The following is a 26438-nucleotide window of genomic DNA, read 5'->3' as shown; positions in this document are numbered from 1 at the left end:
ACCGCCGGACCCCCGCCCCACCCCGGAGCCGTCCCCGTCCCCGATCCCCCCGGGCCCGGAACCGGTACCGACCCCGGAACCGGGACCGCCGCTCACCTGAACCGGGCCGCCCGGCACCGGCCCCGCCGTCCTGGCAGGATGCCCCCATGGAACGTGTGCTTGGAATCGGCGGATACTTCCTGAGGGCCACCGACCCGGAGGCACTGAGCGTGTGGTACCGGGACTGCCTCGGCCTGGACACCGACGAGCACGGGCTGTGGCGTCAGGAAGCCGGGCCGACGGTCTTCGCGGCGTTCGAGGCCGGGACCGACTATTTCGGGTCCCGGACCCAGCAGACCATGCTCAACTTCCGCGTCCGCGACCTTGACGCGATGCTCGCGCAGCTGCGCGCCAAGGGAGCGGACGTGGCGGAGGAGACGCAGGACATGGAGGGCGTCGGCCGGTTCGGCTGGGTCACCGATCCGGGGGGCAATCGGATCGAGCTGTGGCAGCCCGCCTGACCGGGTGTTCGGCAGGCGGGCTTGTCGCGAGCGGCCACGTCCCTCAGGCAGGGCTCAGGCCTGGACCTCCGACCGGTCCCCACCCCACAGCGTGTGGAACGCCCCGTCCCGGTCCACCCGGCGGTACGTGTGCGCCCCGAAGAAGTCCCGCTGTCCCTGCGTGAGCGCCGCGGGCAACCGCTCGGCGCGCAGCGCGTCGTAGTACGCGAGGGCCGCGGAGAAGCCGGGCGTCGGGACGCCCTGGCGGGTCGCGGCGACGACGACCTCGCGCCAGTCGTCCTGCGCCGCCGCGATCTCCTGCGCGAACGTCTCGTCGGACAGCAGGCTCGGCAGATCCGCGCGGGCGTCGTAGGCGGCGCGGATGCGGTCGAGGAAGGCCGCGCGGATGATGCAACCGCCGCGCCAGATCGAGGAGACGGCGCCGAGGTCGACGTTCCAGTCGTACTCCTCGCTGCCCGCCGCGATCTCGTGGAAGCCCTGCGTGTACGACACGATCTTCGACGCGTAAAGCGCCTGCTCGACGCGGTCCGCGAAGGCCGCCGCCTCCGACTCGCCCAGGGGGGAGGCGGTGGGTCCGGCCAGACCCCGCGAGGCATCGCGCAGCGCCGCGTGGCCGGAGAGGGAGCGGGCGAAGACCGCCTCGGCGATGCCCGAGACCGGGACGCCGAGGTCGAGGGCGATCTGGACCGTCCAGCGGCCGGTGCCCTTCTGTTCCGCCTGGTCGACGACCACGTCCACGAACGGCTTGCCGGTGGCCGCGTCCACGTGGGACAGCACCTCGGCGGTGATCTCGATCAGGTAGGAGTCCAGCCGGCCCGTGTTCCAGGTGCGGAAGATGTCCGCGATCTGCGCGGGGGAGTACCCGGCGACATCGCGCAGCAGCTGGTACGCCTCGCCGATCAGCTGCATGTCGGCGTACTCGATGCCGTTGTGGACCATCTTCACGAAGTGCCCGGCGCCGTCGGGACCCACATGGGTCACGCAGGGCGCCCCGTCCTTCGCCTTCGCGGAGATCTTCTCCAGCATGGGACCGAGCGAGTCGTACGACTCCTTCGGGCCGCCCGGCATGATGCTCGGCCCGTGCAGCGCGCCCTCCTCGCCGCCGGAGACGCCCATGCCGACGAAGTGGATGCCCTGTTCGCGCAGGTCGCGTTCCCGGCGCCGGGTGTCCGCGAAGTGCGCGTTGCCGCCGTCGATGATCATGTCGCCGGGTTCGAGGAGGGGGGCGAACTCCTGGATCACCGCGTCCGTCGGGTCACCGGCCTTCACCATGACGACCAGGCGGCGCGGCCGCTCCAGCGCCGCCACGAAGTCCTTGGCGGTCTCGGCCGCGATGAAGTCGCCCTCGCCGCCGAACTCCGCCACCAGGTCGCGTGTGCGGGACGCGGTCCGGTTGTGCACGGCGACCGTATAGCCGTTGCGCGCGAAGTTGCGGGCGAGGTTGCGGCCCATGACCGCGAGACCCGTGACGCCGATCTGCGCTGAAGTGCTCATTCGGTTGGCTCCTAAAGATCAGGAAGGTCCTGACATCGGTGGTACCGGTCGTGCTCGCCAGTATTGCCCCACTGACCATCCTGGCCTGCCGGTACCCCGACCGCACGCGCTGGCCGTGCGAAGTTGTCCGCCTTCTGCCGGTGTTCCCTTCGGGCTCCTTCCGCGGATACGCAAGCCCAACCCCTCCTGCCCCACCCGTTTCCCAACGGGCGTGCATTACCGGTCACTTGAGCCGCAGGGAGGCCGGTTGCCGTCTTGTCATGGCCTGTTCGGGGCGCTTACTTTTGGCCCTCCTGACGCATGTGGAGGGGGATTCCCCATGGCCGTACGCGGTCGGCACCGCCGGTATCAGCCGAGCAGGATCAACCGGGCCTCGCTGCTCACGGTCACGGCGGGCGGCGCGGGCATCGCGATCCCGCTCGCGGCCGTCGGCGCGGGCACCGCCCAGGCGGCCGATGTGAGCACCTGGAACAAGGTCGCCGCCTGTGAGTCCAGCGGCGACTGGAGCATCAACACCGGCAACGGGTACTACGGCGGGCTGCAGTTCACCCAGTCCACCTGGGAGGCCTACGGCGGCAGGGCGTACGCGAGCCGCGCCGATCTGGCCACCCGGGACCAGCAGATCGCCGTCGCGGAGAAGGTGCTCAAGGGCCAGGGACCCGGCGCCTGGCCGGTGTGCTCGGTGCGCGCCGGGCTCACCCGGGGCGGCGGCACCCCCGACATCCACGTCGGCGGCACCAAGACCGAGAGCACCGCAGCCCGCAAGACCAAGGCCGAGGCCGCCAAGACGCGGACCGTGGTCAAGCGGTCCGTGAAGGACGTCCAGCCGCAGACCACACCGCAGTCCCGCGCGGGCACCGCCGAGATGTACACGGTCGTGCGCGGCGACACCCTCTCCGGGATCGCCGGCACCGAGCGCGTCGACGGCGGCTGGCACGGGCTCTACGCCGCGAACCGCACGACCGTCGGCGACGATCCCGACCTGATCCTGCCGGGTCAGCGGCTCAGCCTGCACGCCAAGGCCGACCCCACGGCCCACACCACGACGAAACCGGCCACCAAGTCGTCGACCACCAAGTCCACGAAGAAGAAGGCCTCTTCGGACACGACCGAGAAGGTCACCCACAAGAAGACGACGAGTCACTCCCTCGTCGCCCCTGTGAACGCCCCCATCGGCACCGCTTACCACGCGACAGGCTCCTCCTGGTCGAAGGGCTACCACACGGGCGTCGACTTCCTCGTCCCCACCGGCACCTCGGTGAAGGCCATCGAGACGGGGACGGTCGTCAGCGCCGGGTGGGCGGGGTCCTACGGCTACCAGGTGGTGATCCGGCACGCCGACGGGCGGTACTCGCAGTACGCGCACCTGTCCGCGATCTCCGTGCGGGACGGTCAGTCGGTCGGCGAGGGGCAGCGCATCGGGCGGTCGGGGTCCACCGGGAACACCACGGGCCCGCATCTGCACTTCGAGGTGCGGACGGGGCCCGGCTTCGGTAGCGACATCGACCCGCTCGCCTATCTGCGGGCCGGCGGCGTCAGGATTTGACTCGGCTACGGTGCCGGTCGTGGACCGGCATCATCACGTACAGCCCGGCGTGGAACGGACCGAAGTAGCTGGGCGGTTCAGCGGCTCCGGCCGGCTCCAGGGTCTCGTAACCCTCGCCGGCCGGGATCGCCGCCTGGGCCGGGACGAGGATCCCGTCGCCCTGTGCGTCGGCCGTGATGTCCGCGGCCCGCACGTCGACGTTCGCGCTCACGTCGACGGGCTGTCCAGGGAGGGCGTCCAGCAACTCCTCGATGGGTGACGGTGCGAGGGGGGCGACGGGTGTCGCGGTGGTACCGGCCGACTTGGACGGTGCGCTCTCGCTCTGCAGGCGCTCCGTGGTCAGCAGGATCAGGCCGCCTGCGGCGACCACTCCGGCGCTCAGGGCGAGCAGCGTGCCCGTCGTGCCGTAGCGGAAGGTCTCACCGAACATCGTGATGCCGACGACGGCCGCCACCACCGGGTTCACGACCGTCAGGACCGCCAGCGGGGCCGCCAGTCCGGCGCCCCGGTAGGACGCCTGCGACAGCATCAGACCGGCCACCGCGAACACCGCGATCACGCCCAGGAACGGGATGTCGGTCGCCGACACCGCGCCGTTGTCCCAGTCGACCGTCACCGTCTTGGTGAACACCGAGGACATGCCGAACGCTATGCCGGACGCGGTCGCCAGCAGCACGCTGCGCACCACCGGGTGCCGGTGTGCCGCGCGGCCCGCGATCATCAGGGTCACGACCACCGCGCCGGTGAACACGGCCACGGAAACCCGCTGGGCGGTGCTCAGCGACTGACCTTCGGACGTACCGACCAGGGACAGCAGACCCGCGAGACCGATCGTGGCCATGATGGCGCCGCGCCAGGCGGTGGAGCCGGCCTTGCGGCCGACGAACAGGGCCGCCATCGGCAGCGCGAACACGATCGTCAGCGCGCCGAGCGGCTGCACCAGGCTCAGCGGGCCGTAGGCCAGGGCCACCACGTGCAGCAGCCCGCCCGTGCCGTTCAACGCGACCGCCGCCCACCAGCTCGGGCGGCGCAGCGGCGCGTACTCCTGGTCGGGGGAGGACACCGCGACGCGCTCCTGCACGATCGCTCCGCCGGCGTAGGCCACGGCGGAGACGAGCGACAGCACGATGGACAACGCGAGGGCGCTCATCGGCAGCTCCTCTGCGTCAGGCGGGCGCCTCTGGCACCACGCGGCGAACGGTCGGCTTTCATACAGAACACGATGCCGCGCGATGTTCTTCCCGTCGTCGTACCTGAGCACCGATTGGGTAGTACTGCCGATGGAGTACGAAAGGCCCTCTGTCCTCCCCAAGGTGGGTGACACCGGACGGCACCCCCTGGGTGAAACCCCTAAGAGCCTTGGTACTACTGCTGTTCGTGGACCTCGACCCCGAACTCGCCGCGCTCCGCCCCCTCGGTGGCTTCTTCGTACTACGCACGGGCGCGGCCCCGCACGGCCCGCTGCCGACGCTCGCGCGGACCTACGAAAACCCGGAATCGGATGGTTACCGAAATTCCCTGACTTTTCGTGTCCATGTCGTCGCGGAACGTCTCCAGGCCCCTGAGCCGCGCATCGCCGCCTCGATCGCCCAGCAGGCGCTCGCGGCCCGGCTGTGGTCCGTCGCGCTCGGCTGCGCCGCCCTGTACGGCCGGATCCCCGACCTCGACCCGCGACTGCTGCACTGGGACGCCGACGGCAGCGCGCCGGACGACCTGTGGCTGGCCGAGGTGCGCCCGCTGCCGGTCGACGCCCTCGCTGAGACCGTGCTCCACGGCCACCTCGAACCCCTGAACGCTGCCCTGGTAGTCCGCCACCGCACGGCCACCGGCCTCCTGTGGGGCAACGCGGCCTCCGCGCTGGCGGGCACCGCACGGGAACTGGACCGCTGGGCACGCGCGCGTGGCCGTACGGACGTGGCCACGCGCGCGCGTGCGCTCACCGCGGAACTCTTCGCCGACCCGCTCCTCGCCGGCACCGGAACGTTCACCGGCAGCTCCTTCCGGCGCCGCAGCTGCTGCCTCTACTATCGGGTCCCTGGTGGCGGGGTGTGCGGGGACTGCTGCTTCACACAGCCGCCGGGCTCTTCCCCGAACGCGGCTTCTGGGTGACCATGAGTGCAATCAGCCGCCGAGAACAAGGGGTTTCGGGTGCGAGTGGGACTGCTGACCCGGGAGTACCCGCCGGACGTGTACGGCGGCGCGGGCGTCCATGTGGAGTTCCTCGCCCGGGAGTTGAGGCCCCTGGTCGATCTCGACGTGCACTGCTGGGGCGAGGGCCGCACGGAAGGCGTCGTACGCCACCGCTCCTGGCCCACCCTCGACGGCGCCAACGACGCCCTGCGCACCTTCTCCGTGGACCTCGCCATGGCCGCCGCCCTCGAAGGCCGCGAACTCGTCCACTCCCACACCTGGTACGCCAACCTCGCCGGCCACTTCGCCAAACTCCTCCACGGCATCCCGCACGTCATGACCGCCCACTCCCTGGAGCCGCTGCGCCCCTGGAAGGCCGAGCAGCTCGGCGGCGGATACGCCCTCTCCAGCTGGGCCGAGCGCACCGCGATCGAGGCCGCCGACGCGGTGATCGCCGTATCGGGAGCCATGCGCGAGGACATCCTCACCTGCTACCCGACGCTCGACCCGACCAAGGTGCAGGTCGTCCACAACGGCATCGACACCACGCTCTACCAGCCCGACCACGGCACCGACGTCCTCACCCGGCTCGGTATCGACCCCGACCGCCCCTACGTCCTGTTCGTCGGCCGCATCACCCGCCAGAAGGGCGTGCCCCATCTGCTGCGTGCCGTGCGGAACATCGACCCGGCCGCGCAGGTCGTGCTGTGCGCGGGCGCGCCGGACACCCCCGAGATCGACCGGGAATTCCGCGACCTCTTCCAGGAGCTGAGCAGCGTCCGCGCGGGTGTGCACTGGATACCGCAGATGCTGCCACGCCCGGAAGTGATCCAGCTCCTCACCCACGCCACCGTGTTCGCCTGCCCCTCGGTGTACGAACCCCTCGGGATCGTCAACCTGGAGGCGATGGCCTGCGGTACGGCCGTGGTCGCCTCCCGCGTCGGGGGCATCCCGGAGGTGGTGGCACACGGGGAGACGGGGCTCCTGGTGTCCGCCGACGACGACTTCGATGCGAACCTCGCGCTGGCTCTCGACTCCGTGCTCGCCGACCCGGAGACTGCGAAGCGTATGGGCGAGGCCGGGCGGGAGCGCGCGGTGGGCGAGTTCGGCTGGGACGCCGTGGCGCTGCGCACCGCGCGGCTCTACGGGGAGATCCTCAAACAGGCTTAGTGTGCGCTGCTCAGGGGCAGGCTGGGGTCAACCAGGGTGAGGGGAGCGGCCATGCGTCGTGGCGGACCTTCGGTGCTCGGGATCGTGCTGGCGGGCGGTGAGGGCAAGCGGCTGATGCCCCTGACCGCCGACCGGGCCAAACCCGCGGTCACCTTCGGCGGCACATACCGCCTCGTGGACTTCGTGCTGTCCAATCTCGTCAACGCCGACATTCTGCGCATCTGCGTCCTCACGCAGTACAAGTCGCACTCGCTGGACCGCCACATCACCACCACCTGGCGCATGTCGAGCCTGCTCGGCAACTACGTCACCCCCGTCCCGGCCCAGCAGCGCCTCGGCCCGCGCTGGTACCTCGGCAGCGCGGACGCGATCCTGCAGTCCCTGAACCTGATCTACGACGAACGCCCCGAGTACGTCGCGGTGTTCGGCGCCGACCACGTGTACCGCATGGACCCGCGCCAGATGCTCGCCCAGCACATCGAGAGCGGCGCGGGCGTCACCGTGGCCGGTATCCGCGTCCCGCGCGCCGAGTCCTCGCAGTTCGGCGTGATCACACCGGGCTCGGACGGTCAGATGGTGGAGAACTTCCTGGAGAAGCCCGCCGATCCGCCCGGTCTGGTGGACGACCCGGAGTGCGTCTACGCCTCGATGGGCAACTACATCTTCACCACGAAGGCGCTGATAGAGGCGCTCCAGCGGGACGCGGAGGACATCGGCTCGGTGCACGACATGGGCGGTTCGATCCTCCCGGCGCTCACCGACCGGGGCGAGGCCGCGCTGTACGACTTCAGCGCCAACCACGTCCCCGGCGAGACCACCCGCGACCAGGGCTACTGGCGGGACGTCGGCACCCTGGACGCGTACTACGACGCCCACATGGACCTCATCGCCGAGCGCCCCGCCTTCAACCTCTACAACCGCAACTGGCCCATCTACACCCACTCCGGCCAGCTCTCCCCGGCCCGCTTCAACGCCGGCGGCATGGCCAGCGAGTCGATCATCAGCTCCGGGTGCCTCATCCGCGGCCAGGTCACGCGCTCGGTGCTCTCCCCGGGCGTGGTGGTCGACCCCGGAGCGGTCGTCCAGGGCTCGATCCTGCACGACAACGTCCACATCGGCCGGGGCGCGGTGGTCCGGGGCGCCGTCCTGGACAAGAACGTCGAGGTACCGCCGGGCGCGACGATCGGCGTCAACCCGGAGCGCGACGCCGACCTGTACACGGTGTCCAAGGGCGGCGTCATCGCACTCGGGAAGGGCCAACTGGTCACGTAACACCTCGTCTTGGCGATCCAGGGCCCCGGTGCTTTCCGGCCGCACCGGGGCTTCGCGCTGCCCGGCTGCCTGCCGCGCCCTCGTCCCGCCTGTGCTTGTCATGTCCCTGGACGGAAGGCGGAATCCGTGTTGTCATGCCAACTGCCGCCTATGACAACGTTGTTATGGAGGTTCCGTGCGCATCAGACGACTCAGAGACCGACTCGCGCTACTCCTCGCCCTGGCCCTCGGCATCGCCGGGCTGGCCGCCGTCCCCACCGCGAGCGCCACCGCCGCGGACGACCCCGTCGAGATCCACGGCCTGAAGGGCGAGTACTACACCCAGTCCGCCCCCGGCGCCTTCGACTTCGCCGACCTCAAGGCCACCGGCGTCGACCCGAACCTCGACTTCGACAGCCTGGAGCCCCGACTCGCCTTCACCACCGGCCGGTCCGACGACGTGAGCGTCCGCTGGACCGGCAAGATCGTGCCGACGAAGTCCGGCCCCCACACCTTCTCGATCATCGGCGACAACGGCTTCCGCCTCTGGATCGGCGGACAGCTCGTCATCGACCACTGGGTCGACGACTGGGACACCGAACAGACCTCCGCCCCCGTCGAGTTGACCGCCGGCACGGCCTACGACATCAAGGTCGAGTACTTCGAGCACTACGGCGGCTCCAACCTCCACGTGCGCTGGACCGAGCCCGGCGGCACGAAGGTGGCCGTCCCGCAGTCGGCCTTCCGCCTCCCCGACGGCTACGACTACGACGGCGCCCTCGCCGCCACCGTCACCGGCACCGGCCGCACCCTGAAGCTCGACTTCGCCCAGCCCCTCGCCGCACCCCCGGCCGACCTGACCGACCACCTCGAAGCGGTGATCGGCGGCGCCAAGTGGCCCCTGGGAGCTGCCAAGTTGGACCCGGCGGACCCACGGACCCTGCTCATCCCGCTCACGCAACCCGTCGTAGGCAACAAGACCGGCACCGCATCCGGCACCGCGGACATCCGCTACGACGGCGAAGCCGGCCTCGCCTCGGCCGATGGCAACGTTATCAACGGCTTCTGGAGCACCGGCCCGAACCGCTCCACCTACGAACTGCGCACCCAGTGGGCCGACCAGGTGGGCCCGCACAACGCCCTGCCCGAGTACCCGCGCCCGCAGCTCACCCGCACCGACTGGCGCAACCTCAACGGGAGTTGGCAGTTCGCCGCGGCGACGGCGGGCGAACGGCCGCCGGTCGGCAAGAACCTCGCCGAGCGCATCCTCGTCCCGTACCCCGTCGAGTCCCAGCTCTCGGGTCTGGAACGGCACGAGGACCGCATGTGGTACCGCCGCACCTTCACCGTCCCCGCCGACTGGAGGATCGGCTCGGGCAAGCGGCTGATGCTCAACTTCGGCGCCGTCGACTGGCGGGCCGAGGTCTACGTCAACGGCACGAAGGTCACCGAACACCAGGGCGGCTACGACAAGTTCAGCGCCGACGTCACCGACGCGCTGAAGCCCGGCCGCACCCAGGAACTGATCGTCGGCGTCTACGACCCCACCGACGCGGCGAACGGCGAGAACCCCCCGATCGGCAAGCAGCGCCTCGACCCGAGCGGCATCTGGTACACCCCGACCTCGGGCATCTGGCAGACGGTCTGGATGGAACCGGTAGCCCCCGACCATGTCGACTCGCTCAAACTCACCCCCGACGTCGCCAAGAGCCAACTCACCGTCGAAGCACAGGGCGTCCGAGCCGGCGTACCGATCACGGCGACGGCGTACGACGGAAAGCGCGAGGTCGCCACCGTCCGTGGCCGCACCGGCGGCCCGCTGACCCTCACCCTCAAGAACCCCCGTCTCTGGTCACCCGACGACCCGTTCCTCTACAACCTGAAGGTCACCGTCGGCAAGGACCACGTCGGCAGCTACTTCGGGATGCGCTCGATCGCCGTCGAGAAGGTCAACGGCGTCCCGCGCACGGTCCTCAACGGCAAGCCCATCTTCATGATGGCCACGCTCGACCAGGGCTTCTGGCCCGACGGCCTCTACACGGCCCCGACCGACGAGGCGCTCGCCCATGACCTCAAGGTCCACAAGGAGTTGGGCTTCAACGCCGTGCGCAAGCACATCAAGGTCGAGCCCGACCGCTGGTTCTACTGGGCCGACAAGCTCGGCCTCATGGTGTGGCAGGACATGCCCGCGATGACCGCCGGGGTGAACCCGTCCACCGCCGCCCGCTCCGAGTACGAGCGCGAGATGAAGCAGATGATCGACGAGCACATCAGCAGCCCGTCGGTCGTCATGTGGGTGACGTTCAACGAGGGTTGGGGCCAGTACGACGAGGCCCGCATCGCCGACCAGGCCAAGGCCTGGGACCCGACCCGGCTCGTCAACAGCATGTCCGGCATCAACCTCGGCGTAGACGGCGGCACCGGCGACATCATCGACGAACACGGCTATCCCAGCCCCGCCCTGCCACCCCATCCGGACGGTCAACGCGCCCTGGTCAGCGGCGAGTACGGCGGTCTCGGGCTCGCGGTGCCGGGGCATGCCTGGTCGGTCCAGCAGTCGTACGTCGACGTCGACCCGGCCGCCTACACCGACGACTACCTCGCCAAGCTCGCCGAGGTGCACGCCCTGACCTGTCAGGGGAGCAACGGGGCTGTCTACACCCAAATATCCGACGTCGAGGGCGAGTTGAACGGGCTCATGACGTACGACCGCCGTGTGCTCAAGCCCGACGCGCAACGGGTGAAGGCCGCTCAACAGGCCCTGATCCGCGACGCCTCGCAGGCGACTCCCGCGAACTGCCCCACTACCTGACCTCTTTCGCCAACTGGAGGCCCACCCGCATGAGATGGACCCGGCGCCTGCGCCTGTGCGTGGCGGGGGCGGTGGCAGCGTCCGCGCTGTTCGCCGTCCCCGGCACCGCCCAGGCCTCGACCGACAGCCGACTCACCGATCTGGTCAACCCGTTCATCGGGACCGAGAACGACGGCAACACCTATCCCGGCGCCGCGGTGCCCTTCGGCATGGTGCAGTTCTCGCCGGACACCGGCCACAACACCGGCTACGACTACTCCCAGAACCACATCCGCGGCTTCTCCCTCGTGCACCTCTCCGGCGTCGGCTGCGGCCTCGGCGGCGACCTGCCCGTACTGCCCACGACCGGGGACGTGACGCAGACCGACTACGCCCAGTACGCGGCCGAGTTCAGTCACGACGACGAACACGCGAGCCCCGGCTACTACCAAGTCGGCCTGAAATCAGGCATCGAGGCCGAACTGACGGCGACCGCGCGCACGGGCGTCCAGCGCTACACCTTCCCGGCCACCGACAAGGCCAACGTCCTGTTGAACGCGACCCAGTCGCTGCACAGCGGGGTCACCTCGCAGGTGGAGGTCCTCGACAACCGGACCGTGCGCACCTCGATCACCGGCCGCGGCTTCTGCCAGGACACCAAGCCGTACACCGTCTACACGGTCACGCACTTCGACCGGCCCTTCACCGCGTACGGCACCTGGAACGGCTCGACGGTGACCGCCGGTTCGAAGGCCGGGAGCGGCGGCGCGTACGTCCGCTTCGACACGAGCAAGGACCGTACGGTCGAGGCGACCACGGCCCTGTCGTACGTCGACGCGCACGGCGCGGCCGTCAACCTCCGTGCGGAGGGCGGGAGTTCGTTCGACGCGGTACGCCACCGAGCCCAACGGGCCTGGGAGGACCGGCTCGACGACGTCCGCGCACAGGGCGGTTCCGACAGTCTGCGGCGGACCTTCTACTCGTCCCTGTACCGGTCCTTCCTCGCGCCCAACATCGGCAGCGACGCCGACGGCCGCTACACCGGCTGGGACCAGAAGATCCACCGCGCGAAGGGCTTCACGTACTACCAGAACTGGTCCCTGTGGGACACCTACCGCACCCAGTCCCAGCTCCTCTCCCTGCTCGCACCCCGCGAGGCCCGCGACATGGCGATCTCGGTGATCAAGATCGACGAGGAGAGCGGCTGGCTGCCCAAGTGGGGCTACGGCACGGTCGAGACGAACATCATGACCGGCGACCCGGTCACCCCGTTCCTCACCAACGCCTATCAACAAGGGCTCCTGAAGGGATACGAGGAGCGCGCCTACCGGGCGTTGAAGCAGAACGCCGACGGCGTACCGCCCCCCGACTCGGCGGCGGTCGGCCGGGAGGCGAACAAGGAGTACCTCGCGAACGGGTTCGCGCCGTATATCAAGGACCGCCCGCACGCGAAGCCCGGTGACTCCGACTACGACCACGGGGCCTCGGCCACCCTGGAGTACGCCCTCTCGGACGCGATGCTCGCGCAGATGGCCCGCGACCTCGGACACGGCGCCGACGCCGCGCGCTACGCCGCCCGGGCCCAGAACTACCGGAACATCTTCGACCCCTCGACCGGCTTCTTCCGCGCCCGCGACGCCTCCGGCGCCTTCGTCGGACCGGCCGACCCGGCGCAGAGCGAGGGCTTCCACGAAGGCACGTCGTGGCAGTACCAGTGGCTGGTGCCGCAGGACCTGCCGGGCATGGTCGACCTCATCGGCGGCCGGCAGGCGGCCAACGCCCGGCTCGACTCCTTCTTCGCCTACGACCAGCTGCTGGCCGACCCGGCGAAGACCGCGCGCGAGGTGTGGGTCAACGGGCCGTACGACTACTACAACGCGGACAAGTACAACCCGCAGAACGAACCCGACCTGATCGCCCCGTACACCTACCTCTCGACCGGTCAGCCCTGGAAGACGACCGACGTCGTCCATGCCGCGCTGACCCTGTTCACGGACGGCCCGACCGGCATGACCGGCAACGACGACCTCGGCACGATGTCCGCGTGGAACGTGCTGTCGTCGATCGGGATCTTCCCGGTCCAGCCCGGCTATGACACCTGGGGCCTGTCCACGCCCGTCTTCGACCGGGTCGACCTGACCCTGGACCGCCGCTACTACCCGCACGGTGCCCTCACCATCAAGGCGCCCGGCACCTCGGCCGCCGACCGCTACATCCAGGCGGCCCGGACGGACGGGGCGTCGTACGACCGGACGTACCTGACCACCGGCGAACTCCGCTCCGTACGGTCGCTGGACTTCACGGTCGGCCCGCACCCGTCGGAGTGGGGTACATCACCCCAGGCGGGGCCACCTGCGCTGAAGTGATCCCTTGCGTCTCTAGAGTCCCGCCCCTCCCAGAGGGGCGGGATCGGGGCCGGATGTAATCTGCTGTTAACTGTGCGTAGCTTGATCGTACTTGACCGTAATCGCTTGTCGGCGCTTGACTGCTTGCTCACCCCTAGTCGACGCGAGGCAAGCAATTGACTTCTGACCTGCTCGCTCCTCTCGACCTTGCGTTCTGGAACATCGAGTCCGACCGGAACCCGATGCACCTGGGCGCGCTCGGCGTCTTCTCGGCACACTCACCGACCGCGGGAGCCCACGCCGCCGACCTCCTCGCCGCCCGTGCAGCCGCCGTCCCCGGGCTGCGGATGCGCATCCGGGACGTGTGGCAGCCGCTGTCCCTGTCCTTCGGGAGCGCCACCCGCGAGGCCGACCCCGACTTCGACCCGCTCCACCACGTGCGGCTGCACGCCCCGACCGCCGACTTCCAGGCGGACGCCGGCCGGCTCATGGAACGCCCGCTGGAGCGCGGCCGGCCCCCGTGGGAAGCGCATGTGCTGCCCGGCGAGGACGGTGTCTCGTTCGCGGTGCTGTTCAAGTTCCACCACGCCCTCGCCGACGGACTGCGGGCACTGACCCTCGCCGCCGCCATCCTCGACCCGATGGACATGCCCGAGCGGCGCCCGCGCCCCGCGGAACCCGCGCGCGGCCTCCTGCCCGACGTGCGCAAGCTGCCCGAACTGGTCCGCGGCGCCCTGTCCGACGTCGGCCGGGCCCTCGACATCGGGGCGTCCGTCGCCCGCTCGACCCTGGACGTCCGCTCGTCGTCGGCGCTGACCTCGGAGCCCTCGGGCACCCGTCGTACCGCCGGAGTCGTCGTCGACCTCGACGACGTGCACCGCATCCGCAAGACCGTCGGCGGCACCGTCAACGACGTGCTCATCGCGGTCGTCGCGGGCGCCCTGCGCAGCTGGCTCGACGAACGCGGCGACGGCAGTGAAGGTGTCGCGCCCCGCGCCCTGATCCCCGTCTCCAAGCGCCGCCCGCGCACCGCGCACCCACAGGGCAACCGGCTCTCCGGCTACCTGATACGGCTGCCCGTCGACGACCCGGACCCCCTCGCCCGGCTCGACTCCGTGCGCGCCGCCATGGACCGAAACAAGGACGCGGGCCCCAACCGCGGCGCCGGCGCCGTCGCCCTGCTCGCCGACCACGTCCCGGCGCTCGGCCACCGGCTCGGCGGACCCCTTGCGGCCCAGGCCGCTCGGCTCTGGTTCGACATCCTCGTCACCAGCGTCCCGCTGCCCGGCATCGGCCTCAAGCTCGGCGGCAACCCCGTCACCGCGGTCTTCCCGTTCGCTCCGCTGGCCCGCGGCCAGTCCCTCGCGGTCGCCGTCTCGACGTTCCGCGGACACGTCCACTACGGCCTTGTCGCGGACGCCGAGGCCGTACCCGATCTCGATGTGTTCGCCCGCGCCCTCACCGAGGAGGTGGAGACACTCATCACCGCCTGCGGGTCGTGACCTGACGCGGGTTTGGTGCTGCGGCCCGGCGCTCCGTAAAATTCCCGGTTCGACGGTGTGCGCGATCGAGCGCCGCCGCGGATGACCCAAGGAAACGGCAGCGCGATGACGGTGACAGAGGACGGCTCCATGACCCCGGACGAGGTCGTGTACGGGCCCGGCATCGACCCCGAGCGGCTGGCCGTCTGCCTCGGCGTGCTCGACGAACTGGAGAAGATCGACGTCGACCACCCCGACGCGATCACCGTCCGCCGTGCCACCGCGGGCATCTACCGCAGCGTCAAGCAGCGCCGCCGCCAGGAGCGCCGGGCCGCGAAGACCGCGCACGACAAGGCCGTCACCGAGTCCACCGCGACCGGCTCCGCCCAGCGCATCGACGACGAGACCGAGGGGCTCCTCCCGTCGTCGGTGACGGAGGAGGGCCGGATCGCCGGGATACTCCAGCGACCCCGCTCCTGCTACACCTGCAAGACCCGCTACGTGGAAGTCGACTACTTCTACCACCAGCTCTGTCCCGACTGCGCCCGCCTGAACCGCGAGAAGCGCGACGACCACGCCGACCTCACCGGCAAGCGCGCCCTGCTCACCGGCGGTCGCGCCAAGATCGGCATGTACATCGCGCTGAGGCTGCTGCGCGACGGCGCCCACACGACGATCACCACGCGCTTCCCGAAGGACGCCATCCGCCGCTTCAAGGCCATGGACGACTCGGGGGACTGGCTGCACCGCCTGGAGGTCGTCGGCACCGACCTGCGCGACCCGGCGCAGGTCGTGGCCCTCGCCGACCAGCTCGCCGAGGCGGGCCCCCTCGACATCCTCATCAACAACGCGACGCAGACCGTACGCCGCCTGCCCTCCGCCTACGCCGCCCTCATCGACGGCGAGAGCGCCCCGCTGCCCGCCGGTGAACTCCCCGCCCACCACGTCATCGGCGCCTTCGGTTCCGGCGCGGTCGACGGCCTGGCCGCACTGCCCGTAGGTATCAGCGGCCTCGACGCCCAGCAGGTCGCCGACCTCGCCCTGGTCGCGGGCAACGCCAGCGTCGCCCGGCACCTCGACGGCACCGCCATCGACGCCGGCGGCCTGGTCCCCGACGTCGTCGACACCAACACCTGGGTGCAGACCATCGAGCAGATCTCCCCGGTGGAGCTGCTCGAGACCCAGCTGTGCAACTACACGGCCCCGTTCATCCTGATCAGCAAGCTCCGCCCGGCCATGGCCGCCGCCGCGAGGGCCGCGGAGAGCGGACGCGCGTACATCGTCAACGTCTCCGCGATGGAAGGCGTCTTCGGCCGCGGCTACAAGGGCGCCGGGCACCCCAACACCAACGCCGCCAAGGCCGCGATGAACATGGTGACCCGCACCAGCGGTCAGGAGATGTTCCAGAACGACGGCATCCTCATGACCTCGGTCGACACCGGCTGGATCACCGACGAACGCCCCCACTACGACAAGCTCCGCCTCGCCGAGGAGGGCTTCCACGCACCGCTCGACCTGGTCGACGGAGCCGCCCGGGTTTACGATCCGATTGTGCGCGGCGAGCAGGGCGAGGACCTGTACGGCGTCTTCCTGAAGGACTACGCGCCCGGTAAGTGGTAACCCGCCACCCTGGACGAGAGCCCGGGCGTCCGCCGGGTTCCGGCCCTGGTGAGCACCGCGCGAGGAGTTCCCATGGCCAGTCCACACGGCATCGATCCGAGGGCCTTCAAGGACCCCCGCAACCACTACCCGACCGACGACGAGTTCTACGCGAGCGACCGCCCGGCCCACCCACTGCTGCCGGAGGACCGCCCGCGCGGCGGCGGAGCCAGGACCGCGGTGAAGCACCGCGGCACCTGGGCCACGGTCGCGCTCGTCGCCGGAATCGTGCTGCTGATCCTCGTGGGGATCGCACTGTTCCCGTGAGGGAGCCGAGCCGTCATCTGTGAGGTGGCGCGGCCGACCTCAGCCGGTCATGGACGGCGTATCCGCCGGAGGTGTGCGCCGCCCTGACCCGGGTCCCGCCGTCCACCAGCAGATCCGCCCCGGTGATCCACTCGGCCTGGTCGGAGGCCAGCCACAGCACGGCCCATGCGATGTCGGCCGGTTCCCCGATCCGGCCGAGCGGCAGCCCGGCGGCCACCTCCGCCTCGCCGGGCTCCCACACGAACCGGGCCATCTCGGTGCGGACGAGCCCGGGGGAGACGGAGTTGACCCGCACCTTCGGCGCGAGTTCGCCCGCGAGCTGCTGCGTGAGGTGAAGAAGCGCCGCCTTGCTGGTGCCGTACGCCCCGACGTTCGGCCCGACATGCCCCGCGCCCTCCGTGCACACGTTGACCACCACGCCGCCGTGCTCCCGCATCCACGCCCGCCACACGCACTGCACCAACCGGAGCGGCGCCTCGACGTTCACGGTGAACGCCGTCCGCCACGCGTCCGGATCGGCTTCCATGAGCGGGCCGTACGGCTGGTTCGTCGCCGCGTTGTTGACGACCACGTCGATCCGCCCGAAGGCGCGCAGCGCGCACTCGGTCAACTCCCGCAGATGGTCCGGGTCGGCGACATCCCCGGCCAGGCCGACACCGCCCAACTCATCGGCGGTGCGCGCCACTTCACCGGCGTCCCGCGCGCTCACGCACACCAGGGCCCCGGCCCCGGCGAACGCCTCGGCGACCGCGCGCCCGATCCCGCGCGTGCCCCCGGTGACCAGGGCGGCCCGGCCCCGCAGACCGTACGACGACGTCATCGCCGTACGATCTCATGACGGGCCGTCAGTCGACAGCCCCCAGGCGGGAGTTGGGCAGTCGTGAGTTCCGGGCGGCCACGATGCCCAGAACCGTGCGCCAGTCCTCCAGGACCCCGGCGTCGAGGCCGACGACCTTGGCCGCGTCGTCGGCCTGGCGCAGGGTGATCGCGTCGTCGGCGAGCGGGTCGCGCTCGAAGGCGGCGGCCTCGACGGGGGACATGGGGCCGCCCTGTGTCCGGAGGGTCAGCGTGCTCTGTGCGGACAGGTCGCGGCCCGGCGAGGAGGTGGCCAGATAGCGCTTCGCGGGCACGTGCAGGCGGACGAGGTGGGCGACCCGTTCGCCGAGCAGGGCGCGGACGGCGTCCGCGGCGTGGTCCGCGTGCCCTGCGTCGTCGCCCGGTTGCAGCAGATGCCCGATGTCGTGGACCAGGCCGGCGACCTGAAGTTCCTTGTCGGCGGGGCGACTTCGGCGCAGCAGCGCGGCCGTCTGCAGCGCGTGGTCGTGCAGATCGACCGGGTCGCCCCTCCGGTCGGGGGTGTCCCAGGCGCCCCGACACGCGTACAGCAGATCCATCAGCTCCTCGACGCTGCGCAACTCCATGCGTCAGTCCTCCCGCGAGACAGCCTGTGCGGAACGCCAGGAGATCATGGCGAGCTTTCGACACAGCCAACGGGACCTGAACTGCGTGACGCCTTGAGTGACGTAGGTCATGTTCTCGATCGTGCGTGCGCCTACGTAGGCCGTGCGGGGGGCTGTCAAACCGCGCATGATGTAACAAACCGGTTCAGGTCGTGGCTGAAGAACACGGGGAGACTCGCAATGGTTACCCCATGTTTTCAGCCCCATCGAGCGGCGGGCCGCTCATTTGGTTAACCTGAGGCAGACGGACAGCGACAAGGGGTCCCACCGACACCCATGGTCCGTCCCGGGACAAGCCGGTCACAACGGCCTGCTCTCACACGAGTAACCGGCGCCACCGCGTCCGAACTGCCTTCAACCCACGCCCGAGCGGGCTCAGGTACCGGACCGGAGACCGGCCGGTGTGCCCCGAGGGTGACCCGACACATAAGGAGTGCGCGGTGACACCGGAGAAGACGAATCGCGAGCAACGCCCCGAGGAACACACGGAGCGTGCGGGCCACCGGTCCGACGAGCTCGGCAGCCTGGCCGTGTGGGCACGGTCCGCCCCCATCCGTCTCGCGGGCTACGAGGACGACCTCGCCGAGCCCCACATCCTGCCCAGCGTGGACTGACCCCCACAGGACCCTTCGCGATCGCCGACAGCATGGGCGTGCGAAAATCGCGCCCATGCTGATCAGAGAAGCCGCGGCCGACGACTGGCCGCGGATCTGGCCTTTCTGGCACCGGATCGTCGCCGCCGGCGACACTTACACCTGGGCCCGGGACACCTCCGAAGAGGCGGCCCGGGCCCTGTGGACGAGCCCGCCGAAACGTGTGTACGTCGCCGAGGACGAGACCGGAACCGTCGTCGGCTCCGCCTTCGTCACTCCGAACTACGGCGGCCCCGCCGACCGCATCGCCAACGCCGGCTTCATGGTCGACCCCGACCACGGTGGCCGCGGCATCGGCCGCGCCCTCGCCGAACACATCCTCACCGCCGCCCGCGACCAGGGCTTTCGAGGCATGGTCTTCAACGCCGTCGTCGAGACCAACCCCGCCGTCAAGCTCTGGCTCTCCCTCGGCTTCACGATCCTGGGAACAGTGCCGGACGCCTACGACCATCCCCGGGACGGCCGCGTCGGCCTGCACGTCATGTACCGGGCCCTCTAGAAGCACCTTTCAGTCGAGCGGCGCCGTCCGCTGCCACGGGTGCAGCTTCTCCAGCTCCTCCGCCAGCTCCAGCAGCGCCGCCTCCGATCCCGGCCGCCCCACCAGTTGTACGGCGCAGGGCGCGCCGGAGGGCAGGGTGCCGAACGGGACCGACATCGCGGGCCAGCCGGTGAGGTTCCAAGGGGGCGTCAGCGGCGAGTAGGTGGTGTTCGCCAGCACATTGCGCAGCCAGCCCCGCTCGTGCCACGGCCCGGCCTTGGGGGAGCGGCGGGCCAGCGCCGCCGTCAGCAGGATGTCGTGCTCGGCGAAGAACGGCGCCAGACGCTCCCGGAGCCGCTCCCGGCCCTTGCCGGTGCGGACGCTCTTCACGAACCGGCGCCCGATCGCCGCGTGCACGCGGGTCCGCCGTGCCAGCTTCCGCGGGTCGAGCCCCGCCGCGTCCACCGACGTGCCCGCCGTCCAGTGCGCGAGCGACGTGGTACTCAGCGACAGCGGATACGGCGGATCGGCGCGGTGCATCGCGTGACCGGCCTCGGCCAGCAGCCCGGCAGCCTCCCGGACGGCGGTCGTATACGGCTTGCTGACGGCGACTCCGACGAGCGGGCTGCGTACGGAGACGGCGATCTTCCGGGGTACGTGCTCGTCGGGACGTACGACCTCGATGTCCGCGATGACCGAAAACATCAGCCGGGCGTCCTCGACGGTCGTCGCGAGGGGTCCGTTCTCGGACATTCCGAACCAGTCGCCGTCGCCGATGCCGGCCGGGACGACCCCGAACCCCGGCTTGATGGTGACCAGACCGCAGTTGGCCGCCGGTATGCGCAGCGAGCCCATGCCGTCGTTGCCGAGGGCTATCGGCACCATGCCGGCGGCTACGGCGGCCGCGCTCCCGCCCGATGAACCGCCCGCCGTGCGGGTGGTGTCCCACGGGTTGCGGGCGGTGCCGTGGACGCCCTCGGTGGTGCCGAAGACGCACAGCTCGGGCACGTTCGTCAGCCCTACGACCACCGCACCCGCCGCCCGCAGCCGGGCCACGGTGACATGGTCGTGCTCGGCGGGCGTGTCCGGGGTCGCGGCGGAGCCCACGCGGTTGGACTCGCCGGTCACCGGGAGGTTGTCCTTCACGGCCACCGGCACGCCTGCCAGGGGCAGTTCGGCCAGATCGGCCCGCGCGCCCACCTCGTCGGCCTCCGCGAGCGCCGCCTCCGACCGCACCACCCGGAACGCGCCGATCCGCCCGTCGAGCCGCTCGATCCGGGCGAGATGCTCGGCCACCACCTCACGGGGCGTGACCCGCTTCTCGCGTACGGCGGCGGCGATCTCGACGGCGGTACGGCCGATCCAGCTGGTCACGGGGGTGCTCCTTGGATCTACTCGCGAGTATGTAGGGAGAACTGTGCCTCGGTGGCGGCACCGCGTCGAGAGGCGGTCGTCCGTGGAAAATCGAGGACGGTCGGTCGTGGAAAGCCAAGGGCTGCCGGTCTTGGACATTCGGGGCCGTCTTGTTGGACTTTTCGCGAGCCGCTGCCGAGTCGCCACCGAGCCGGTGCCCTCTGACCTGCTGGTCATCCGATCAATGGCTCAACTCGGCTGTGGTCACTCCCCGTTGACAGCCCCTGGGGGCAGCTCAATCATCAGACGTCCGATCAATCGCGACCGGTGGAGTGGCATGGCTGAGCGCAGGAAGAGACGGTTCCGGTTGATCGGCGTCGCGGCGGTGTTCGCACTGCTCGCGGCACCCGCGCCGGCGGTCGCGGTCCAGCAGGAGCGGGCGGTGCCGGTGACGGTGCCCGCGCTGTCCAACTGGACGCCTGAACCCGGGAGTTACGACTTCGGGGCCGGGACCCGGCTCGTGGCCGACAGCAAGAGCGCACGCGAAGTCGCCGATACGCTCGCCGACGACCTCAAGGCGGCCGGTCATGGAACAGTGCCCGTCGTACGGGGCGGTGCCCGGCCCGGTGACATCGTGATCGAAGTCCGGCCGACGAAGGGCTCGTTGGGTGCGGATGGCTATGAACTCCGGTCGGGCAAACGGCTGTCGGTGACCGGTGCGACCGAGACCGGCGCCTTCTACGGCACCCGGACCCTCCTCCAACTGCTCGCGCAGGGTGACCACATCCCGGGCGGACGCACGGTCGACGTACCGCGCTACAAGGAACGCGGGGTCGGCGTCTGCGCCTGCTACATCCACATCTCGCTGCCCTGGCTGGAGAACCTGGTGCGCGAGATGGCGTACCACAAGCTCAACCAACTCCTCCTCGAACTCAAGGTGAAGAGCGCCGCGCACCCCGAGGCCGACACCTGGGGCTACTACACCCAGGACGAGATGCGCCGCCTCGTCGCCCTCGGTGACAAGTACCACGTCGAGATCATCCCCGAGATCAACTCCCCGGGCCACATGGACCCGTGGATAGAGAACCGCCCCGACCTGCAACTCACCGACAGCGACGGCAACAAGCAGCCCGCCCGGCTCGACGTCACCCAGCCGGCGGCCTTCGACTACTACACCAGCCTGATGGACGAGTACGCGCAGGTCTTCACCGCGACGTCCTGGCACATGGGCGCCGACGTGTACATGCTCGGCTCCGACTACTCCAAGTACCCGCAGATGCTGCGCTACGCCCAGGAGAAGTACGGCGCGAACGCGACCCCGCAGGACGCGTACATCGACTTCATCAACCGCGTCCAGGCCTACGCCGCGAGCAAGGGCAAGAAGCTGCGCATCTGGAACGACGGACTCACCGGCGCCAACACCGTGCCGGTGGCTGTGGGCACGACGGTCGAGCACTGGCTGAACGTCACGGAGAAACCCAGCCAACTCATCGCCCAGGGCTACCCGTTGATGAACGCGGCCTACTCCCTCTATCTCGTCCGCGGCGGCTTCCACAGCGACACCGAGTCGCTGTACGACCAGAGCTGGGACCCGCGCAGCTTCGAGGGCGAGAAACTCACCTCCAGCGACGGCATCACCGGCGCGAAGATCAGCCTCTGGCCCGACAACGGGCGCGGGGAGACCGAGAACGAGGTCACCGCCGACACCGAACCCGCGCTACGGCACCTCGCTCAGGCGACCTGGGGCGATCCGCATCCCGACGCCACGTACGCCGCATTCACCGCGCGGGGTACGGCGGTTGGGCACGCGCCCGGATGGCGGGACCTGACCCGGGTGCCGGTGACGGACGGGACGTACACCTTCCGGACGGCGGGCGGCGTTTCCTTCGATGCCACGGTGCAGCGCACGCCGGACGGCTACGCGACGGTGCGGACCGCCGACGGCTGCCTTGAGGTGCGGGGCGGCAAGCTCACCCTCAACGTGCCGCTCCAGCCGGGAGTTTCGGCGAGCCCGCAGCCCTGCGACGCCGCGAACACCATGCAGCGCTGGGAGTTGGCGCCCGCGGCGGGCGGCTACCGGCTCGTGAACGCGATCACGCAGATGGCGCTGAGTGTCGCGGACGACGGCCGGCTCGTGCAGTACCCGCCGGACCAACACCGGCCCGCCACCTGGCACTTGACCGCCCACTGACCAGAGGAGTCCCACCCCATGGCCCTCTCCAGACGTCTCTTCGTCCTCTCGGCCACGGCGCTCGCCGCGACCGGCACCGCCACGGCATCCGCCCTCGCGGCGACCCCGCCCCCGTCCGACTCCCGCTCCCGTATCCCCGTCAGCCCCGACGACACCGAGGCCGAACTGGTCCGCAAGGCCTCCCAAGTCCGCCCCACCGCACGGCAGGTGGCCTGGCAGAAGCTGGAGCGGACGGCGTTCCTGCACTTCGGCGTGAACACCTTCACCGGGCTGGAGTGGGGGACCGGCGACGAGGACCCGAACGTGTTCCAGCCGACCGGCCTCGACACCGACCAGTGGGCCCGCGCCCTGCGCGACGGCGGCTTCAAACTCGCCATCCTCACCGTCAAGCACCACGACGGCTTCGTCCTCTACCCCTCCCGCTACACCAACCACACGGTCGCCTACAGCAGTTGGCGTGCCGGCCAGGGTGACGTACTGCGCTCCTTCGCCGACTCCATGCGGCGGTACGGCCTCAAGGCCGGCGTCTACCTCTCGCCCGCCGACGAGAACCAGTACCTCCACGGCGTCTACGCCAACGGCAGCACCCGAGTCACGCGCACCGTCCCGACACTCGTCGATGGCGACGACCGCTCCCCGGACGCCTTCTACACACTGGACGCCACCGACTACGGCGCCCACATGCTCAACACCCTCTACGAAGTGCTCACCGAGTACGGCCCCATCGACGAGGTCTGGTTCGACGGCGCCCAGGGCCGCATCCCACCGGGCCACGTCGAGGACTACGACTGGGACAGCTGGTACACGCTGATCAGGTCGCTGGCCCCGGACGCGGCGATCGCCGTGACCGGGCCGGACGTGCGGTGGGTCGGCAACGAGGGCGGCACCGCGCGCGAGGACGAGTGGAGCGTCCTGCCGGTGCGGGAGGAGCAGTACGGCCGCACGGACTGGGCGTTGTCGTACGACACCCCCGACGAGGGCAGCCGCAGCGCGCTCGTATCGGCGCAGCCGAACACCGACTACCTGCAGTGGTGGCCCGCCGAGTGCGATGTGTCGATCCACGACGGCTGGTTCTACCACCCGGACCAAGTCCCCAAGAGCGTCGACGAGTTGACCGACATCTACTTCGGCTCGGTCGGTCGCAACTCGGTCCTGCTGCTCAACGTGCCACCGGACACGGACGGCCTGCTGGCGGCCCCGGACGTGGCACGCCTGCGCGAGTTCCGTGAACGTGTGGACCGGGAGCTGCCCGAGGACCTGGCGCGCCGGGCCCGGACGGCCACCTCGCCCGGCCGGGTCACCGTCGACCTCGGCGCGGAACGGGCCGTCGACCGCGTCCGGTTGGCGGAGGACACAGGGCGCTACGGCCAGCAGGTCGAGGGCTTCGTGGTCGAGGCGTACGTCGACGGGGCCTGGACGGAGGTCACCCGCGCCGGAACGATCGGCGCGAGCCGCATCCTGCTGCTGGCCACGCCCGTACGCGCCCGGCGGTGGCGGATTCGCGTGACGGCAGCCCGGGACACCGTACGGATCGCGGAGTTCGGGCTGTACCGGTCGCGGGTCTGAGCGGCCCGAAACCGGCCGCCCTCACATGTCCTTGAGGAGCTTCTCCAGGAAGGCCACCGACTCGGGGGCCGGTGAAGCCACCATGCTCAGCCGGTCCATGACCGCGAGATAGCGGTCGACCTCTTCGGGCTTGTCCAAGTAGAGGGCGCTGGTGAGCTGTTCGAGGTAGACGATGTCCGGCAGGTCCGGCACCGGGAAGCGCAGCACGGTGATCGGACCGCCGGCGGCGGCGTGGCCGCCCACGTGGAACGGCAGCACCTGGAGTGTGACGTTCGGCAGGGCGGCCGTCTCGATGAGGTGCCGCAGCTGCTCGCGCATCACGTCCGCCCCGCCGAGCGGACGGCGCAGCGCCGCCTCGTCCACCACGACCCACAGCTTCGGCGCGCCGGGCCGGGTGAGCAACTCCTGCCGGGTCAGGCGGAGTTCGACGCGGCGCTGGATCGCGTCCGGGGTGTCGACGGGACGGCCGAGCCGGATGACGGCCTCGGCGTACGCGGCGGTCTGCAACAGGCCCGGGATGAACTGGACTTCGTATGTACGGATGAGGGAGGTGGCCTCCTCCAGACCCAGGTGCTGCTCGAACCAGGTCGGGAAGGCGTCGCCGTACGCGCGCCACCAGCCGGGTTCGTTGGCACGGCGGGCCGAGTCCAGGAACTCCTGGCGTGCGTCCGGTTCTTGGAGGCCGTACAGCGTCAACAGGTCGGCCACGTCGCGCTCCTTGAAGCCGACGCGGCCCAGCTCCATGCGGCAGAGCTTGGCGTCCGAGGCGCGTATCGCCGAAGCGGCCGTGTCCCGTGTGATGTTGAGGGACTCGCGCAGGCGGCGCAGGCGCGTGCCCAGCATGATGCGCTGGACCGTCGGACCGCCGCGCTTAAGGCTCAGCACGTCCGAACCCGAGGGAGCGTATTCCGGTTGAGCTGCAGTCATGTTCATCCCCTCGGCGGTCGCGCCGATACCGTCCGCAAGTTTTCGGGACTCAAAAGAGGATCGTAGCACCGAGGTTCCGGATAACTGCGGGGAGTGAAGGAGCCGGAAGGTGTCGGCCTGTGTCCGGCACCTTCCGGCCAATCCGCGGGTTTGCCTGACCTCAGCGGCCGGGGAGTAGGCCGTCGAAGTCGCCGTCCTTCACACCGCGGACGAACGCGGAGATCTCGGCGCTGGTGTAGACGAGCGCCGGACCTTCGGGATGGCGGGAGTTGCGCACGGCGACCTGACCGTCGGAGAGCGCGGCCAACTCGACGCAGTTGCCCTCGGGGTTGCTGTGGTGGCTCTTGCGCCACTGCGCGCCGTTCAGCAGGGTCGCCGACATGCCGTTCGCGTGCTCGATCTGAGGCCTCATCGCTCCCCCGGAAGATCGAATGCAATTGCAGCTTCAATTGCATCCATTGGTGATGCCGAGGACGATAGCCCTCGGGTGGGCCGCCCGCAAGATCGTCTGCAATTGCAGCGGTAATTGCCGATGCACTTGCGTTCGCAGGGGCAGGCGGAGGACGATGCTCCGGACAGGTGTAGCGCGCGCAGTTGTTCTCTTCCCAGGGGTCTCAGGGGTCGCGATGTCCGCAGAGCAAGTCGTACGACCGGTCGACACCCTGCGGATCGAGGGGACTTGGGAGTGGCTGTGCCGGGCCGTCGATCAGGTGGGCCCGCCCGAGCCGGGGCAGACCGTCACCCTGGTTCCAGCTGTCGGAGACGGGTGCGACCCCGCTCTGTGTTCCGTCCTGGTCGTGCCGCCGATGCCTCAATCCGCCCATGTGGCACGGGACTTCACCCGGGCCGCACTGGCTGACCGGACCGGGGACGAAGTCGTCGACGACATGGCGGTCACCGTGTCGGAGCTGGTGAGCAACGCGCTGCGTTACGGCCGGGCACCCAACTCCCTTGCGGAGCCGCAGCCTTCACTGTGGCTCGCGGTGTGGGACCGGCTGCCGTACGCGGTGTGCGCGGTCACCGACGACAGTGATCGCATACCCGTCGAGGGTCACCCCGACGAGTTCGCGGAGTCCGGGCGCGGTCTGCAGGTGGTCTCCGCGCTGAGCGAGTCGTGGGGCTGGAACCTGCGGGCGGGCGGCGGGAAGACGGTCTGGGCGCTGTTCCGGATCTGAC

Annotated in this window: 22 protein-coding genes; 15 read left to right on the top strand and 7 right to left on the bottom strand. The window is 70.2% G+C overall.

Annotated features, from left to right (window positions below):
• Window positions 1-146 precede the first annotated feature (146 nt).
• A complete protein-coding gene (locus ACFWP5_RS21100; protein WP_384158466.1) occupies window positions 147-500 on the top strand; it encodes a VOC family protein in 354 nt (117 codons plus the stop codon).
• A 54-nt stretch (window positions 501-554) separates the two neighbouring features.
• Here ACFWP5_RS21100 and gndA read toward each other — a convergent pair whose 3' ends face one another.
• Window positions 555-1994 carry an NADP-dependent phosphogluconate dehydrogenase gene (gene gndA, locus ACFWP5_RS21095; RefSeq protein ID WP_384158463.1) on the bottom strand — a complete coding sequence of 480 codons (1440 nt, stop codon included), beginning with the start codon at window positions 1992-1994 and terminating at the stop codon, window positions 555-557.
• A gap of 319 nt (window positions 1995-2313) precedes the next feature.
• Between gndA and ACFWP5_RS21090 the strand changes: the two genes are divergently transcribed.
• Window positions 2314-3540, top strand: a complete 1227-nt coding sequence (locus tag ACFWP5_RS21090) for a transglycosylase family protein (protein WP_384158460.1) — start codon at window positions 2314-2316, stop codon at window positions 3538-3540.
• On the opposite strand, the gene ACFWP5_RS21085 is transcribed toward ACFWP5_RS21090, so the two are convergent.
• Window positions 3530-4690: a DMT family transporter gene (locus tag ACFWP5_RS21085; RefSeq protein ID WP_384158457.1), complete on the bottom strand. Its 1161-nt coding sequence runs from the start codon at window positions 4688-4690 to the stop codon at window positions 3530-3532. The two genes, ACFWP5_RS21090 and ACFWP5_RS21085, sit on opposite strands and share 11 nt — an antisense overlap.
• Before the next feature lie 209 nt (window positions 4691-4899).
• On the opposite strand from ACFWP5_RS21085, the gene ACFWP5_RS21080 reads away from it, so the two are divergent.
• From ACFWP5_RS21080 to ACFWP5_RS21045, 8 genes are all read left to right on the top strand, one after another.
• Entirely contained in the window at window positions 4900-5649 is a 750-nt protein-coding gene (locus tag ACFWP5_RS21080; protein WP_384158454.1) for a (2Fe-2S)-binding protein, read from the top strand.
• 39 nt (window positions 5650-5688) lie between these two features.
• Entirely contained in the window at window positions 5689-6840 is a 1152-nt protein-coding gene (gene glgA / locus ACFWP5_RS21075) for a glycogen synthase (protein WP_384158451.1), read from the top strand.
• A gap of 51 nt (window positions 6841-6891) precedes the next feature.
• The gene (gene glgC / locus ACFWP5_RS21070) at window positions 6892-8112 is read left to right on the top strand and encodes a glucose-1-phosphate adenylyltransferase (RefSeq protein WP_384158448.1); all 1221 of its coding nucleotides are present in this window, start codon (window positions 6892-6894) and stop codon (window positions 8110-8112) included.
• A 175-nt stretch (window positions 8113-8287) separates the two neighbouring features.
• Window positions 8288-10903 carry a PA14 domain-containing protein gene (locus tag ACFWP5_RS21065; RefSeq protein ID WP_384158445.1) on the top strand — a complete coding sequence of 872 codons (2616 nt, stop codon included), beginning with the start codon at window positions 8288-8290 and terminating at the stop codon, window positions 10901-10903.
• Between the two features lie 29 nt (window positions 10904-10932).
• Entirely contained in the window at window positions 10933-13248 is a 2316-nt protein-coding gene (locus tag ACFWP5_RS21060) for a GH92 family glycosyl hydrolase (RefSeq protein ID WP_384158442.1), read from the top strand.
• A gap of 155 nt (window positions 13249-13403) precedes the next feature.
• Entirely contained in the window at window positions 13404-14729 is a 1326-nt protein-coding gene (locus ACFWP5_RS21055; RefSeq protein ID WP_384158439.1) for a wax ester/triacylglycerol synthase family O-acyltransferase, read from the top strand.
• 105 nt (window positions 14730-14834) lie between these two features.
• A complete protein-coding gene (locus ACFWP5_RS21050) occupies window positions 14835-16328 on the top strand; it encodes an SDR family NAD(P)-dependent oxidoreductase (RefSeq protein WP_384158436.1) in 1494 nt (497 codons plus the stop codon).
• Window positions 16329-16400: 72 nt separating this feature from the next.
• A complete protein-coding gene (locus ACFWP5_RS21045; RefSeq protein WP_384158433.1) occupies window positions 16401-16634 on the top strand; it encodes a hypothetical protein in 234 nt (77 codons plus the stop codon).
• A 13-nt stretch (window positions 16635-16647) separates the two neighbouring features.
• Here the strand turns inward: ACFWP5_RS21045 and ACFWP5_RS21040 are convergent, their stop codons facing one another.
• The gene (locus tag ACFWP5_RS21040; RefSeq protein ID WP_384158430.1) at window positions 16648-17454 is read right to left on the bottom strand and encodes an SDR family oxidoreductase; all 807 of its coding nucleotides are present in this window, start codon (window positions 17452-17454) and stop codon (window positions 16648-16650) included.
• Window positions 17455-17479: 25 nt separating this feature from the next.
• Entirely contained in the window at window positions 17480-18055 is a 576-nt protein-coding gene (locus ACFWP5_RS21035) for an HD domain-containing protein (RefSeq protein ID WP_384158428.1), read from the bottom strand.
• Between the two features lie 479 nt (window positions 18056-18534).
• On the opposite strand from ACFWP5_RS21035, the gene ACFWP5_RS21030 reads away from it, so the two are divergent.
• Both ACFWP5_RS21030 and ACFWP5_RS21025 read left to right on the top strand, forming a co-directional pair.
• The gene (locus ACFWP5_RS21030) at window positions 18535-18708 is read left to right on the top strand and encodes a hypothetical protein (RefSeq protein WP_266865392.1); all 174 of its coding nucleotides are present in this window, start codon (window positions 18535-18537) and stop codon (window positions 18706-18708) included.
• A 55-nt stretch (window positions 18709-18763) separates the two neighbouring features.
• Window positions 18764-19246, top strand: a complete 483-nt coding sequence (locus tag ACFWP5_RS21025) for a GNAT family N-acetyltransferase (RefSeq protein WP_384158424.1) — start codon at window positions 18764-18766, stop codon at window positions 19244-19246.
• A gap of 9 nt (window positions 19247-19255) precedes the next feature.
• On the opposite strand, the gene ACFWP5_RS21020 is transcribed toward ACFWP5_RS21025, so the two are convergent.
• Entirely contained in the window at window positions 19256-20599 is a 1344-nt protein-coding gene (locus tag ACFWP5_RS21020; protein ID WP_384158421.1) for an amidase, read from the bottom strand.
• Window positions 20600-20915: 316 nt separating this feature from the next.
• On the opposite strand from ACFWP5_RS21020, the gene ACFWP5_RS21015 reads away from it, so the two are divergent.
• Both ACFWP5_RS21015 and ACFWP5_RS21010 read left to right on the top strand, forming a co-directional pair.
• The gene (locus tag ACFWP5_RS21015; protein ID WP_384158418.1) at window positions 20916-22769 is read left to right on the top strand and encodes a family 20 glycosylhydrolase; all 1854 of its coding nucleotides are present in this window, start codon (window positions 20916-20918) and stop codon (window positions 22767-22769) included.
• An 18-nt stretch (window positions 22770-22787) separates the two neighbouring features.
• A complete protein-coding gene (locus ACFWP5_RS21010) occupies window positions 22788-24335 on the top strand; it encodes an alpha-L-fucosidase (RefSeq protein WP_384158415.1) in 1548 nt (515 codons plus the stop codon).
• Window positions 24336-24356: 21 nt separating this feature from the next.
• Here ACFWP5_RS21010 and ACFWP5_RS21005 read toward each other — a convergent pair whose 3' ends face one another.
• Entirely contained in the window at window positions 24357-25262 is a 906-nt protein-coding gene (locus tag ACFWP5_RS21005) for a helix-turn-helix domain-containing protein (RefSeq protein WP_384158411.1), read from the bottom strand.
• Window positions 25263-25422: 160 nt separating this feature from the next.
• Window positions 25423-25674, bottom strand: coding sequence for a DUF397 domain-containing protein (locus tag ACFWP5_RS21000; RefSeq protein ID WP_384158408.1), 252 nt, complete (start codon window positions 25672-25674; stop codon window positions 25423-25425).
• A 214-nt stretch (window positions 25675-25888) separates the two neighbouring features.
• Here ACFWP5_RS21000 and ACFWP5_RS20995 point away from each other — a divergent pair, with 214 nt between their 5' ends.
• Complete coding sequence (locus tag ACFWP5_RS20995) at window positions 25889-26437, top strand: ATP-binding protein (protein ID WP_384158405.1); 549 nt, start codon at window positions 25889-25891, stop codon at window positions 26435-26437.
• Window position 26438 lies beyond the last annotated feature (1 nt).

This window comes from Streptomyces sp. NPDC058469 (assembly GCF_042721125.1).
Taxonomy (GTDB): Bacteria; Actinomycetota; Actinomycetes; order Streptomycetales; family Streptomycetaceae; genus Streptomyces.
This window is presented reverse-complemented; position numbering and strand designations above follow the sequence as displayed.